Annotated in this window: 11 protein-coding genes; 4 read left to right on the forward strand and 7 right to left on the reverse strand. The window is 73.5% G+C overall.

The window, feature by feature from the left end; translation table 11 throughout:
• Positions 1-20 precede the first annotated feature (20 nt).
• Both C2142_RS03535 and C2142_RS03540 read left to right on the forward strand, forming a co-directional pair.
• Positions 21-1,133 carry an AAA family ATPase gene (locus C2142_RS03535; protein WP_148641028.1) on the forward strand — a complete coding sequence of 371 codons (1,113 nt, stop codon included), beginning with the start codon at positions 21-23 and terminating at the stop codon, positions 1,131-1,133.
• On the forward strand, positions 1,130-3,937 hold the full coding sequence (locus C2142_RS03540; protein WP_148641029.1) for a DUF5682 family protein: 2,808 nt from the start codon (positions 1,130-1,132) through the stop codon (positions 3,935-3,937). The genes C2142_RS03535 and C2142_RS03540 overlap by 4 nt, the downstream gene beginning before the upstream one ends.
• Positions 3,938-4,007: 70 nt before the next feature.
• On the opposite strand, the gene C2142_RS03545 is transcribed toward C2142_RS03540, so the two are convergent.
• The 3 genes from C2142_RS03545 to C2142_RS03555 form a co-directional block, all read right to left on the reverse strand.
• Positions 4,008-5,033 carry a hemolysin family protein gene (locus C2142_RS03545; protein WP_148641030.1) on the reverse strand — a complete coding sequence of 342 codons (1,026 nt, stop codon included), beginning with the start codon at positions 5,031-5,033 and terminating at the stop codon, positions 4,008-4,010.
• Complete coding sequence (locus C2142_RS03550; protein WP_148641031.1) at positions 5,030-6,403, reverse strand: hemolysin family protein; 1,374 nt, start codon at positions 6,401-6,403, stop codon at positions 5,030-5,032. Before C2142_RS03550 ends, C2142_RS03545 begins: the two co-directional genes overlap by 4 nt.
• Positions 6,404-6,683: 280 nt before the next feature.
• Positions 6,684-7,478 (reverse strand): metal-dependent hydrolase, encoded by a 795-nt coding sequence (locus tag C2142_RS03555; RefSeq protein WP_148641032.1) that lies wholly within the window; start codon positions 7,476-7,478, stop codon positions 6,684-6,686.
• A gap of 257 nt (positions 7,479-7,735) precedes the next feature.
• Between C2142_RS03555 and C2142_RS03560 the strand changes: the two genes are divergently transcribed.
• Positions 7,736-8,368 carry a hypothetical protein gene (locus C2142_RS03560; protein WP_148641033.1) on the forward strand — a complete coding sequence of 211 codons (633 nt, stop codon included), beginning with the start codon at positions 7,736-7,738 and terminating at the stop codon, positions 8,366-8,368.
• Positions 8,369-8,553: 185 nt separating this feature from the next.
• Here the strand turns inward: C2142_RS03560 and C2142_RS03565 are convergent, their stop codons facing one another.
• Entirely contained in the window at positions 8,554-9,144 is a 591-nt protein-coding gene (locus tag C2142_RS03565) for an isochorismatase family protein (protein WP_148641034.1), read from the reverse strand.
• A 148-nt stretch (positions 9,145-9,292) separates the two neighbouring features.
• Between C2142_RS03565 and C2142_RS03570 the strand changes: the two genes are divergently transcribed.
• Entirely contained in the window at positions 9,293-10,285 is a 993-nt protein-coding gene (locus C2142_RS03570; protein ID WP_148641035.1) for a DJ-1/PfpI family protein, read from the forward strand.
• A gap of 157 nt (positions 10,286-10,442) precedes the next feature.
• Here the strand turns inward: C2142_RS03570 and C2142_RS03575 are convergent, their stop codons facing one another.
• From C2142_RS03575 to C2142_RS03585, 3 genes are all read right to left on the reverse strand, one after another.
• A complete protein-coding gene (locus tag C2142_RS03575; protein WP_148641036.1) occupies positions 10,443-11,252 on the reverse strand; it encodes an arylamine N-acetyltransferase in 810 nt (269 codons plus the stop codon).
• Positions 11,253-11,459: 207 nt separating this feature from the next.
• Positions 11,460-12,239 carry a maleylpyruvate isomerase family mycothiol-dependent enzyme gene (locus C2142_RS03580; protein ID WP_148641037.1) on the reverse strand — a complete coding sequence of 260 codons (780 nt, stop codon included), beginning with the start codon at positions 12,237-12,239 and terminating at the stop codon, positions 11,460-11,462.
• Between the two features lie 118 nt (positions 12,240-12,357).
• Positions 12,358-13,701, reverse strand: coding sequence for an aldehyde dehydrogenase family protein (locus tag C2142_RS03585; RefSeq protein WP_148641038.1), 1,344 nt, complete (start codon positions 13,699-13,701; stop codon positions 12,358-12,360).
• Positions 13,702-13,745: the final 44 nt, after the last annotated feature.

Raw genomic sequence — 13,745 nt, forward strand, 5'->3', positions numbered from 1 at the left:
CACCCAGAAAGGCCCCCCGCATGTCCGACCTGCTGCGCGCCCCCGCCGAGCTCAAGTACGCCGAGGAACTGGACTGGCTGGAGTCGATCGACGACGGCCCCAAGCCCTTCACCTGGCGGCTCTCCCCGAAGATGGTCCGCCTCTTCGTGCTGGGCTCGGAGCGCTCCGACGGCCTCGACCGGGAGATCCCGCAGAAGTGGTTCGGCGACCGCAGCATCGTCGAGCGCGCCATCGTCACCCTGGCCTCCGACCGGGGACTGCTGCTGATCGGCGACCCCGGCACCGGCAAGAGCTGGCTGGCCGAGCTGCTGGCCGCCGCCGTCTGCCGCAACTCCACCCTGGTCGTGCAGGGCACCGCCGGCACCACCGAGGACCACATCAAGTACTCGTGGAACGTGTCCATGGTGATCGCCAAGGGCCAGTCGCGGGAGTCGATGATCCCCTCGCCGATCATGACCGCGATGGAGTCCGGCTCGATCGGCCGCTTCGAGGAGCTGACCCGCTCCACCAGCGACGTCCAGGACGCGCTGATCTCCATCCTGTCCGAGAAGTACATCTCGGTGCCCGAGCTGGACAGCGACGGCATCGTCTTCGCCAAGCCCGGCTTCTCCGTCATCGCCACCGCCAACAGCCGTGACCGGGGCGTCAACGACCTCTCCTCGGCGCTCAAGCGGCGCTTCAACTTCGTCCGGATCCCGGTCGTGACGAACCGCAAGAGCGAGGCGGAGATCGTCCGCTTCCGCACCGAGGAACTGCTGCGCCGTCACCAGATCGAGCTCGACGTGCCGCCGACGCTGCTGGACGTCCTGCTGCAGAGCTTCGGCGACCTGCGCGCCTCGGCCGCCGCGGCCGGCAGCGACGACGAGAAGCTGGAGTCGGCGCTCTCCACCGCCGAGCAGATCGGCGTGCTGGAGGACGCCATCCTGCACGGCAACTTCTTCGGCGAGCGCGCACTGACCGCCCGGACCCTGGCCTCCTCGCTGGTGGGCTCGCTGGCCCGGCGCGAGCCGGAGGACCTCGCCATCCTCAACAAGTACCTGCACGGCGTGGTCGAGCCGCGCAGCAAGGACGAGGGCGGGGCCTGGCCGGAGTTCCTGGAGGGCGGCCGCGACGCGATCGCCACGCTCTCTTGAGCGCCGTCGGGCCGACGGCCGTCTTCGACGCGCTGCGCGGCCAACTCCAGGAGGCCGCCGCCGCGTTCGCCGACGGGCCGGACGCGCTGGAGGGCATCCTGCTCGGCCTGGTCGACGACGTCGACCGCGCGGTGCGCGAGCCGTTGGAGATCTTCCCGGTCTGCCACCACTCCCCCGCCTCGGCCGTGGCGATGGCGCGCCGGCTGCGCGAGAAGCAGCCCAAGGTGGTCTACCTGGAGCTCTGCGAGGACATGGCGCCGCTCCTGTCCGAGCTGCGCAACTGCCGGCTTCCGGTCGCGGTGCAGGCCTTCGCCACCGAGGTCGAGGGCTTCCCGGCCGACTGGTCGCCGCTGTCGGTGGTCGCGCCGATCACCGAGGCCTCGGCCGAGTACCAGGCCATCGCCTACGCGCTGGACACGCCGGGCGTCGAACTCGTCCTGGTCGACCGCTCCTCGGACCACGTCTTCCAGTGGGAGCCGCGCGGCACCGGGGACTCCGGGCCCGCCGACCCGGACGCGCCCGCCGCCGAGGAGGAGGCCGCGCTGCACGGCGACGCGGTCGGCGTGGAGATCGGCGACCTGCGCCCGCGCTTCGCCGAGCTGGAGGAGCACCTGCTGCGCCACGGCAAGGTGCGGCACTGGTCGGAGTGGTGGCACCAGTACGTCGAGCTGCCGCTCGGCGACGCCGACCACGACACCTACCGGCAGGTCATGCTGCTGATCGGCAGCCTCTTCCGGCGGCTGGCCCCCGGCGACGGGCAGCGGGTCCGGGTGGACGAGGACCGCGAGCGCTACATGTGGACGCGGATGCGCGAGCACCTCGCCGCCACCGGCGCCGACCCCGCGGACTGCCTCTACGTCTGCGGCGCGTTCCACGCGGCCAGCCGGGTCGCGGAGTTCGGCGTCGCGGGCAGCGACACCTTCGAGATCGGCCCGCGCACCGCCACCACCTGGCAGCACGGCCTGATCCCGTCCAGCCACGCGGCGATCGAGGCCCAGTTCGGGCTGGCCGCCGGCTCGGTGTCGATCGCCTCGACGCTGTGGACGAAGAACCTCAAGCGCACCGGTGTGCAGCCGTTCCGGCTGGCCGGGCAGGCGGGCGCCCGGAAGCCCTCGCGTGCCCGGAAGGCCGCGGCCGTGACGGCCCCCGGGCCGGACCTGCCGCCCGAGGACCGGCTCTCCGGCTTCCTCCGGCGGCCCCCGGTGCTCGACCGCCTGGACGAGGCCGAACTGCTCGGCTGGTCGGTGGAGATCGTGCGCGCCGCCCGCCGCAACGGCTACCTCGCCTCCACCGCCGACGCCATCGCGGTGTTCGAGACGTCGATCCTGCTGGCCGGGATGCGCGACCGGGCGAAGCCCACGCCGTACGACTTCCAGGACGCGGCGGTCACCTGCATCGAGAAGGACACCGTGCCGGGCCGGCGGAACGTCGCCCGGCTGGTCGAGATCATGATGGGCGGCGACCGAATCGGCCAGGTCGGCTACGACGCGCTGCCGCCGCTGGCCCGCGACGTCCACGACCGGCTCGCACCGCTGGCCCTGAAGCTGGAGCAGCGCGGCGTGCAGCGGGCCCTGCTGGACATCGCCTCCCAGCCGGAACTGGAGCCCTGCTCCGACGTGTTGTGGATGCTGCGGTACCTGCTGCCGCAGGGCGCGGCCCGCCCGATCATGGGCGAGCGCAAGCTCGGCGAACGCCCGATCCAGGAGTCCTGGGACCTGGCGCTCGGCACCCACCAGCGCGCGCTGATCGAGCTCGGCTACGAGGGCGTCAGCATCGAGCAGGTCCTGGAGCAGCGCCTGCGGCGCACGGCGAACGCGCCGCAGGCCACCGCGGCCGTCGTCCTGGAGGCCGTCGAGGACGCCACGCTCCACCTGCGCAGCCGCCGGCTCGCCCACGAGCTGGGGAGCCGCGCCCTGGAGGTGCTGGCCACCGAGCGCAGCGTCGACGGCGCGCCGGAGGTGCTGCGGCGGGTGCGGCGGCTGCTGGCGTTCTACCGGACCAGCGAGCCCGTCCTGCCCGGCTGGATCGAGTCCTTCGTCCGGACGGGGTACGCGCACTACTGCACCCTGCTGCCGACGGCGTTCGCCGACGAGGACGCGACGGTCCGCCAGGTCGCGGCGATGCTGGGCTTCCTGTTCGGCATGGAGGGCCTGGCGCTCTCGCTGGGGTGCGACCGGACGCAGCTGGAGCTGGCCGTCGCGCAGTCGCATCCGCAGGACCCGTCGAAGGTCGCGCTGCTGTGGGCGGCGCAGGTGCACCTGGGCGGGCTGTCCCGCGCGGAGCTGCGGTCGCACTGCGACGAGCTGCTCGCCAACCCGCTGGTACTGCCCGCCTATCCGCGCTACCTGAGCGGTCTGCTGCACGCGCTGGAGCCCGTCCCCGGCCTGACCGACTTCGTCGTGGAGGCGGTGTCGAACGCCTTCGGGCGGCTGCCGGACGCGGTGCTGCTGCCGTGGCTGCCGACCCTGATCACCACCCTGCGCGCGGACGGCGCCGACCTGGCGCCGCTGCTGATCAGGGAGGCGGGGCGGATCTTCCCCGGCCGGCTGGCGGCGCTGGACGACTGGGTGCCGCCGTGGCGGGCGCAGCCGGAGCCGGCCGCCGTCCTCCCGGCCGGGCGGGCGTCGGCCGCACGGGGCGTCGCGCTGCTGGCGGCGCACCCGGCGGCCTGCGACGCGGTGGCGGACCTGCTGGGCTGCGACGGGGAGTGGGCGCCCGCCGGGCCCGCCCCGGCGGGCGCGGCGCTGCTGGGCCGCCACCCGGCGACGGCGCTGGCCCTGGAGGCGCTCCTGGCCTCCGCCTGACGGGCGACGCGTGGGCCGGCCGCGCCGGGGGCACTCCCCGGCGCAGCCGGCCCACGCCTGGCCGTTCCCGTCAGGACCCGGCGGGCACCGGGCGGACCAGCTCCTTGAGGACGTCCTCCATGGTGACCAGGCCGATCGCGGTGCCGTCGGGCTCGACGGCCGCGGCGAGGTGCGTTCCGGAGCGGCGCATCGCCGTGAGCACGTCGTCCAGCGGGGTGGACGCCGGGACGCGGGCGATCGGCCGCAGGACGCGTGCGGGGAACGGCCGGTCGCGGGCGCCGTCCTGCTCCAGTGCGTCCTTGATGTGCAGGTAGCCGGTCACCGTCCGGTCCGCGGAGAGGACGGGGAAGCGTGAGAACCCGGTCCGCGCGGCCAGTTGCTCCAGCTCCTCCGGCGTGGTGCCGGGGCCCGCGAAGACGATCCGCCCGCGGGGGGTGACCACCTCGGAGACCGGGCGGGAGCCCAGTTCCAGGGCGTCCTGGAGCAGTGCGGTGTCGCGCTCGCTCAGCAGCTCGGCGTCGGAGGAGTCCTTGACCATCCGGGCCAGCTCCTCCTCGCTGAACACCGAGGCGACCTCGTCCTTCGGCTCGACGCGCAGCAGCCGCAGGATGCGGTTGGCGAACGCGTTGATCGAGAACACGAGCGGCCGCAGCGCCCGGGTCGCGGCCACCAGCGGCGGCACGAGCAGGTAGGCGGCCTTCTCCGGCGCGGCGAGGGCGATGTTCTTGGGGATCATCTCGCCGAGCAGCATGTGCAGGTAGGTCGCGACGGCCAGTGCGAGGACGAACGAGACCGGGTGGATCAGCGCGTCCGGGACACCTGCGGCGTGGAACGGCGGCTCCAGCAGGTGTGCGATGGCCGGCTCGGCGACCACGCCGAGCACCAGGGAGGAGACGGTGATGCCGAGTTGGGCCGTGGCCAGCATCGCGGAGACGTGCTCCAGGCCCCAGATGACGGTGCGGGCCCGGCGGTCGCCGGCCTCGGCACGCGGCTCGATCTGGCTGCGGCGCACCGAGATCAGCGCGAACTCGCCGCCGACGAAGAAGGCGTTGGTGACCAGCGTGAGCAGGCCGATCACGAGCTGGACGGCGGTCATCGGGTGCCCTCCCGGCGGCCGGCGCCCGTGCCACCGTCGCCGTCCCCGTCGCCGTCCTCGGGGGCGGGACCGGGTGCGGTGATGCGGACGCGCTCGGCGACGTGGTGGGCGACGGCGGCGACGTCCAGCGTCCAGCCGTCGACGTCCACGGTGTCCCCGGGCACCGGGATCCGGCCGAGCCGCTCCGCGATCAGCCCGGCCAGGGTCTCGTACGGACCGTCGGTGCCCGGCAGGCCGATCGCGTCGAGCTGGTCGGTGCGGGTGATGCCGTCGGCGTCCCAGCGGTGGCGGCCGTCCGGGCCCTCACCGAGGTCGACCAGGTCGGCCGGCCCGGCCGGGTCGTGCTCGTCCACGACCTCGCCGACGACCTCCTCCACGATGTCCTCCAGGGTGGCGATCCCGGCGGTGCCGCCGTACTCGTCGATGACGACGGCCATCGTCTGCTCCCCTCGCAGCCGGTCCAGCAGGCGGTCGACGGTGAGCGTCTCGGGCACCAGCAGCGGCTCGGTCATGAGCTCCGACACGGGGTGCAGATGGCGCCGGCCGGCGGGCACGGTCAGCGCGTCCTTGATGTGGACGGCGCCGACCACGTGGTCGAGGTTGTCCCGGTAGACGGGGAAGCGGGACAGGCCGGTGGCCCGGGTCAGGTTGGCGACGTCGGCGGCCGTGGCGTGCTCCTCCAGCGCCCGGACGTCGACCCGCGGGGTCATCACGTTCTCCGCCGTCAGCTCGCGCAGGTTCAGTGAACGGACGAACAGCTCGGCGGTGTCGGGCTCCAGCGCCCCCGCACGGGCGGAGTGCCGGGCGAGCGCGACGAGCTCCTGCGGGGTACGGGCGGAGGCGAGGTGCTCGGCCGGCTCCAGGCCGAGCCTGCGCACCACGCGGTTGGCCGTGTCGTTGAGGTGCCCGATGAACGGGGAGAACGCGGCCGAGAACCAGTACTGCGGCCCGGCCACCGCCTTGGCCACCGCGAGCGGGCGGGAGATGGCCCAGTTCTTGGGCACCAGCTCGCCCGCCACCATCAGCACGACCGTCGACAGCAGCACGCCGAGGATGACGGAGAGGCCCGCGGCGGCGCCGTGCGGCAGGCCGGCCGCCTCCAGCGGTCCGCGCAGCAGTGCGGCCACGGACGGCTGGGCGATCATGCCGATCACCAGGCTGGTGATGGTGATGCCCAGTTGGGCCCCGGACAGCTGGAAGGTGAGGCGCCCGACCGCCTTCAGGACGGTCGCGGCGCCGCGCTCACCGCGCTCGGCGGCCCGCTCGACCGCGCCGCGCTCGACGGTGGTCAGCGAGAACTCGGCGGCGACGAACACCGCACAGGCGGCGGTGAGCACCAGCGCGAGGAGCAGCAGGAGCACTTCGGTCACCGTGCCACCCCCGCCCCGGCACGCGGACGACCTGTCAGAGGGGGAACGGCACGGTGGGCACTGGGAGGCTCGTCCATCGCGGGGACCGCGACTCCTTCGCTTCGTCGAGGGTGGTCGGTGCGGCGGGCGGGCCCGGTCGGGGCACCGCAGCGCGCTCTACAGGAGTGTAAAGGGTTCGCAAATCAGCGCCGCGCAAGGACCTGCGCCGAGCGCCGCCCCGGGCACACCGCCCACGGCTGCCGCCGGCCCCGCGCCCCGCACCCCGCACCCCGACGAAGCGTCAGCCGATGAAGCCGAGTGCGCCCAGGGCGCCGACCCCGCCCAGGAGCATGAAGACGGGCATCAGGACCTTGATCTCGACCCGGCTGCCGGCGCGGAACCGCATGCCCTTCGGCGGCCCGACCGGGTACCAGAGCCGACGGCCGATCGGGATCGGCCACAGCACCGGGCAGCCGGAGACCGTCAGCGCGTCGCCGATGCAGTGCACCAGCGCGCCGAGCACGATCGGCAGGCCCACCCAGAGGTACTCCTGGCCGGGCTCGGTGAACAGCCACCCGGACCCGTTGCCGGGCCGGTCGAGCACCTCGACCAGCATCCAGGCGCTGCACGCGCCCAGCAGCCAGACCAGCACGTCGCTGGAGACCCGGGCGTGCCGCCAGAGCAGTCCCTCGATGGCCAGCACCATGTGGACGAACAGCACCGCGAGCACGCCCCAGCGCCCGCCGTACACGCAGACCGCCGACGCCCCGGCGCCGCAGAGCACGGCCCAGGGCCATGTGTGCGTCAGCGTCCGGTGCCCGCCCGAGCGGCGCGGGTCGCGCTTCCCCCGGGTCGCCTTGTAGACCGCGTACGAGAGCTTGTCGATCACCTCGCAGAGCGTCCGGGAGACCGGCCCGAAGGCCCGCGATATCGTCGCCGCCTTGTGGTCCAGGTCGGGAGCCAGCGCCGCCCCGGCGCAGATCAGGGCTCCCGCGAGCAGCACCGGCCACGGCATCGGGTGGTCCCAGGCCGTAGCCGCGGCACCCACCCCCAGCCAGGCCGCCGCCCCGGAAAGCGCGTGTGCCGGTCCCATCATCGCGACAACCATCCCTCGGTCAGCTGCGGGCACACCGCGTGCCCGGCGGTCCCGCAGCATATCGACAGATGATCTTGCCGCCCGAAAACCGTCACCCCCGCCCTACTCCGCCCGTGCCCTCCCGTGCCGTCCCGCCCGCCGCTCGTACCGGCCCCGGCGCCGGCGTGCCCGTTTGAGTACGGGTACTCAGGCGACCGCCCGGGCCGCCCGCCTACGGTGACGGTACGGAGCGGGACGGGACGGGGGAAGGGGCCGGAGTGTTCGACAAGGGGCTGGCGAAGGGCTGCCTGGGGGCGGTGGCGGGCCTGGTCGCCATCGTCCTCGCCGTCCTGGTCCTCAACATGGGCGTGTGGTGGTCCATCGGGCTCGACGACCCGACCGCGCCGAGGTCCGGGCCGGAGCGCGTGCGCCACACCTCGGCCCAGTTCCGGGAGCGCAGCGAGCAGGCCCTCCGCGACACGGTCGGCGGCCTCGGCCCGAACCTGGTGCTGAGCGACACCGGCTTCGACGTCCGGCAGTACGGGCCGCGTGCCAACGGCGTGCCGAGCAGGCTGTCCTACGTCGACCGGCAGCTCGCCGCCCGCACCAGGATCCTCGCCTCCCACCGCGCGGAGCTGCGGAACGCCGTCGCCGCCGAATGGCGGGCGCACGGCTACAAGGAGAGCGGGTGGATCTGGACCCCCACCGAGCCGGAGAAGGGCCCGGACTACAACTTCAGCGCCGAATCGCCCGACGGCGTCTCGGTCTTCGTCCAGCTCGTGCCCGGCCCCGGCCAGACGCTCGGCCTCACCGTGTCCGTCCGCGGCGACGGCGTCGAGTACGACCCGGACGCCGCCCGCCCCACCGCTACTCTCCAGCCGGACGTCGAGGACGCCCACTGGTCGCACTGAGCTCCCGGGCGGCGCAGACGTCGCCGCGACGCCGGTACTCGTTGGGGCCCTCCTGTCCGAGGGGGCCGACGCTCACGAGGCCGATGCTCACGGGGCCGCGGTGGCGGGCCGGGGCCGGCGGGCCGGGACGGCGCGGGCGTGCGGACCGGCTCTGCCGTGCGGCCCCGGCACTCAGGCCCCGGCACTCAGCTCAGGGACTTCCCGGACTCCACGACGACCCCGTACAGGTCGGCGATCGTCGCCAGCGCGCTGTGGTGGATCTGGTCGGCGGTCAGCTCGTTGCCGCACGACCGCAGCGGCCGGGTCGCGCAGGCGTCGGCGACGACCGTGGGCCGGTTCCCGCGCAGGAACGCGCCCGCCGTCGTGAACGTCACGCACATGTGCGTCATGAACCCGGCGACGATCACGTCCGTGTTGCCGGCCGCGTCGACGTGCTTGCCCAGGTCGGTGTCGGCGAAGCCGTTCGGGACGTGCTTGACGACGACGGGCTCGCCCTCGACCGCGGCCACGCTCGGGTGGATCCGGCCGATCTCCGCCCGGATGTCGTACGGGGTGCCCTCGCCGCCGTCGTTGATGACGTGGATGACCTTCGCACCGGCCGCCCGGGCCCTGGCCAGCAGCTCGGCCGCGGAGTCGAGCGCGGCCTGCCAGCCCTCCAGCTCCATCACGCCGCGGACGTAGGTGTTCTGGTAGTCGATCAGGATCAGGGTCGAGTCCGCGAGCGAGGCAGGCGTCTCGTCGAAGCCGTTGAGCTCGCGCAGGGTCGTCGTGGCCATGGGAATACCGCCTTGGGTCCGGTGCCGTGTCCTGCAGTTCACCCTCGGTGAGCTGCGCCGTCCAGAACGCTACGGCCGACCGCTTCATGTCGGCAATGCCGTCTAACATGCAGATACCGACATCACCTTTGCCGACCAGCGGAGACCTGTGAACACCGTCAACCGGCTCATCGTCATCGTCCTGTTCGAGGGCGTCGACCTGCTCGACGTCACGGGACCGCCCGAGGTGTTCTCCTTCGTGCAGCGCGAGACGGACGACGCCACGGGCTATCAAGTCGTCCTCGCCGCCGAGACCCTGGACCCGGTCACCACCTCCGCCGGCGTGCGCGTCCTCCCCGACACCACCTTCGACGAGGTGTCCACGCGGGCCATCGACACCCTCCTGGTGCCCGGCGCGGTCGAGATCGACGGCCGGCGCCGCGTCCGCCCGCTCACCGACCCCGCGGTGGTCGACCGGGTGAGGACACTCGCCGCCAGGACCCGGCGGGTCGCCTCCGTCTGCGTCGGGGCGCACATCCTCGCCGCCGCCGGACTGCTCGACGGCAGGCGCGCCACCACCCACTGGTCGACCGCACAGCAACTCGCCGCCGAACACCCGGAGATCGAGGTCGACGCCGACCCGATCTTCATCCGCGACGGCGACGTGTGGACCGGCGCGGGAATCAGCGCCTGCCTCGACCTGTCGCTCGCCCTCGTCGCCGACGACTTCGGCGAGGCCACCGCGCTGCGCGTCGCCCGGCAGCTCGTGATGTACCTGAAGCGCCCGAGCGGGCAGAGCCAGTTCAGCGTCCCCCTCGAACCCGTGTCGACGACACGGCGCATCGAGGACCTCCGCCACCACATCACCCGCACCCTGGCCGACCGGCACACCGTCGCCGGCCTTGCCGCGTTCGCCCACGTCAGCGAGCGGCAGCTCACCCGGATCTTCAAGGCCGAACTCGGCATGACCCCGAGCGTCTACATCGAGTCGGCCCGCGTCGAGATGGCGCGCAACCAGCTTGAGTCCACCGACATGACCCTCGAACGCATCGCGTCCACCTGCGGGTTCGGCACCACGGACACGCTCATCCGGGCGTTCCGCCGCAGGCTCAACACGACACCGACGGAGTACCGCCTCCGGTTCCGCTCCGGCCCCGTCTGAGAACAGGGGCCCGGAGCACGGGAATCACCGCGCGGCAGCACACCGCACCGCTCCGCACCCGGAATCCGGCCGGACGTCGGCAGGACGCCCATCAGACGCCGATCGGACGCTGATCGGACTCCGGACGGACGCCGGACGGACGCCGGTCGGACGCCGGTCAGATCGCCGCGCCGAGGCCGGGCGGCGGGGTGATCCCGAACCCGGACTCCAGGACCTCGACGATCTCGTCGGCACCGTCCAACTCCCGGACCGAGAGCGCGCCTCCGGCCTCGGTGCGGGTCAGGGTCGCCCCTTCGAGCCGCAGGTGGGCGTCGGCGCGGGTGCCCTGGACGTAGATCCGCTTGAAGGGCGAGCGCGGGTGGGTCGCCACGTGCCAGTTGGACATCGCGATGTCGGGCGCGGGGACCGGGTCCAGGGTGAAGGCGGTCTGGTCCTCCCAGGTGTCGCCCGTCCTCGCCTGGAGCACCCACACGGGGGCGGGGCCGTCCGGCTCCTCGACGACCAGGCGATGGTGACGCCCGGCGCCCTCACGGACCTCGCCGGGGACCATCGGAAGGGGCTCCAACAGGGCGCCGATCGCCCCGAATCCGACGTCGGCAAGGTGGCGGCCGGACTCGCCGGGCACACGGACGGCCAGCACCATGTGGGTCCGCGGCCGGATCTCCCCGGGGCGCGCACCGAGGCGGACGCGGCCGGTGAGCCGGGTGACCTCGAACCCCAACTGCTCCAGTACGGCGGCGAGCAGGGTGTTGTGCTCGAAGCAGTAGCCACCCCGGGACGATTCGACGAGCTTGGCCTGGAGGTCGGCGACGTCGAGCGAGGGCACCGAACCGACGACCACGTCGAGGTTCTCGAAGGGGATGCCGTGGACGTGTGCACGGTGCAGGGAACGGAGAGTGGCGAGGGTGGGCTCGGGCTCCCCGGCCCATCCGATGCGTGCGAAGTACTTTTCCAGATCAACAGTCATATGGTCACCGTACAAACAGCACTGGGGTTCCGACCACCGACTTCGGCCCCGGCGGGAGTGGACCGTACGACCTAGGTCGTACGGTCCACTCCCGCCATCCGACTGCCGTCCGACCACTCGCCAGCCTGCCGTCCGACCTGCCATCCGACCTGCCCGGGCAGACCACGGCCCGGGCACCCGGCGGATCCGGTCGCTCCTGCGGGCCGGTCAGAAGGCGGAGTTGGCGACCCAGTGCGCCAGCAGCTCCTCGTCCCCGTGCACTTCGAAGCGGTCCGCGGACCGGTCCAGCCGGCCGTAGAGGAACAGCAGCAGGTCGGCGGCGGTGCCCCGGACCGTCACGTCGGCGGTCACGTCGGCGGCCGCGCCCGCGCCGTCGGGGTCGAGCCCGAAGCCGTCGGCGCGCAGCCAGACCAACCAGTCCCCGTCCCCGTCGGTGCGGGTGAACCGGATGGTCCGGTCCGCGCCCCGGAGGGCGGCGGTCCCGGGCGCGAAGAAGGCGGCGAAGGGCAGGTTGGTCAGGAACTCCGAGACCCCGTCGGCCGCGAGGGCCGGGTCGATGCCGGGGCGCAGGCCCAGCGCGAGCTCGGCGTCCACGCGGTGCACCAGGGTCTCGAACAGCATCCGGCGCACCCAGAACCGGGCGTGCTGGTCGGCGCCCCAGGCCCACATCGGCTCGTCGAGGTCGCCCGAGGCGAACTCCGCGGCCGCCTGCGCCGCGGCGTCGGCCAGCCAGTCGGGGTAGCCGTCCGGGCCCTCGGGCAGCCTGAGGTCCACCTCGCGGCTGCGCGGCGGCTCCTGGATCCGCTGCCGCAGCAGGACGGTGAACCAGCGCTGCACGCTGCCGGAGTGGCGGACCAGGTCGGTCAGCGTCCAGCCGGGACAGCTGGGCACCGGGGTCGCCGGATCGGCGGTCCGGACGGTGGCGACGAAGCGGGCGGTCTCGGCCGCGATGCCGGCGGCGTGGTCGACGGTGGTGGTCACGGACATCGTTCTCCCGGGGAGGCGGTCCCGTTGGGGCACGGGCAGGGGCTCGGTCAAGGGCGCGGACAGGGGCACGGGCAGGGGCTCGGCAGGCGCAGCGGAAACCTCGGGCGCGCCCGGCACCTCAGGCACGGGGCCGGTCGACGAGGGGCTTGTCGACCACGGCCTTGGCGTGGCTGAACGTGTCGATGGAGTACTCGCCGTGGTAGCGGCCCATGCCGCTCTCGCCCACGCCGCCGAACGGCAGCTCGGGCATGGCCAGGTGGGAGACCGGGAGGCCGAAGGAGAGCGCGCCGGAGGAGGTCTCCTCGGTCAGCCGCCGCTTGGTCCGCTCGGACTCGGTGAAGGCGTAGAGCGCGAGCGGCTTGTCCCGCTCGTTGATGAAGGCGATGGCCGCGTCGAGGTCGGGCACGGCGACGATCGGCAGGATCGGGCCGAAGATCTCCGCGCGCATCACGGCGGCGTCCGGGGAGACGTCCGCGAGGACGGTCGGGGCGAGGTAGCGCGCGGCGCGGTCGTGCCCGCCGCCGGTGACCGTCCGCCCATCGTCCAGCAGGGCGGCCAGGCGGTCGAAGTGGCGCTCGTTGACGATCCGACCGTACTCCGGACTGGCCGCCGGGTCGGCGCCGTACATCTCCCGGACGGCGTCGGCCAGGTGCTTCTCCAGCCCGGCGGCGCTCTCGCCGATGGCGAGGACGTAGTCGGGGGCGACGCAGGTCTGGCCGGCGTTGAGGAACTTGCCCTGGGCGATCCTCCGTGCGGTGACCGCCAGGTCGGCGCCGGGTTCGACGACGACGGGGCTCTTGCCGCCGAGCTCCAGGGTGACCGGGGTGAGGTTCCTGGCGGCCGCGGCCATCACGATCCGCCCGACGGCGCCGTTGCCGGTGTAGAAGATGTGGTCGAAGCGCTGCTCCAGGAGGGCGGTGGTCTCCGGGACGGCGCCCTCGACGACGGCCACGGTCTCCGGGTCGAGGTAGCGCGGCAGCAGCCGGGCCATCGCCGCCGAGGTCTCGGGGGCCAGCTCACTCGGCTTGACGACGGCGGTGTTGCCGGCGGCCAGGGCGCCCACCAGCGGGGCCAGCGCGAGCTGGAGCGGGTAGTTCCACGGAGCGATGACGAGCACCACGCCGAGCGGGTCGCGCACCACGTGGGCCTCGGCCGGCTGGAAGAACCCCGGGACGGCGGCCGGCTTGGGCCGAAGCCACTCCTCCAGGTGCGCCACGGTGTGGTCGAGCTCGTTCAGCACGAACCCGATCTCGGTGCGGTAGGCCTCCGTCGCGCTCTTGCCCAGGTCGGCGGCCAGCGCCTGCTGGAACACCTCGGCCTGCTCGGTGAGCAGCGTGCGCAGGGCCGCCAGCCGGTCCAGGCGCCAGGCGAGCGGCTTGGTCCGGCCGCTGTCGAAGGTGGCGCGCAGGCGGGCGACCAGGGCGGGGATGTCCGCCTCGGCGGGGGTCGGGGTGTGCGTCATGGGGGTCTCGCGGTCCTTCCGGGAGGCTTGAAGTCCTAGATGGT

Source organism: Streptomyces sp. CB01881 (assembly GCF_002953255.1).
Lineage (GTDB): Bacteria > Actinomycetota > Actinomycetes > Streptomycetales > Streptomycetaceae > Kitasatospora.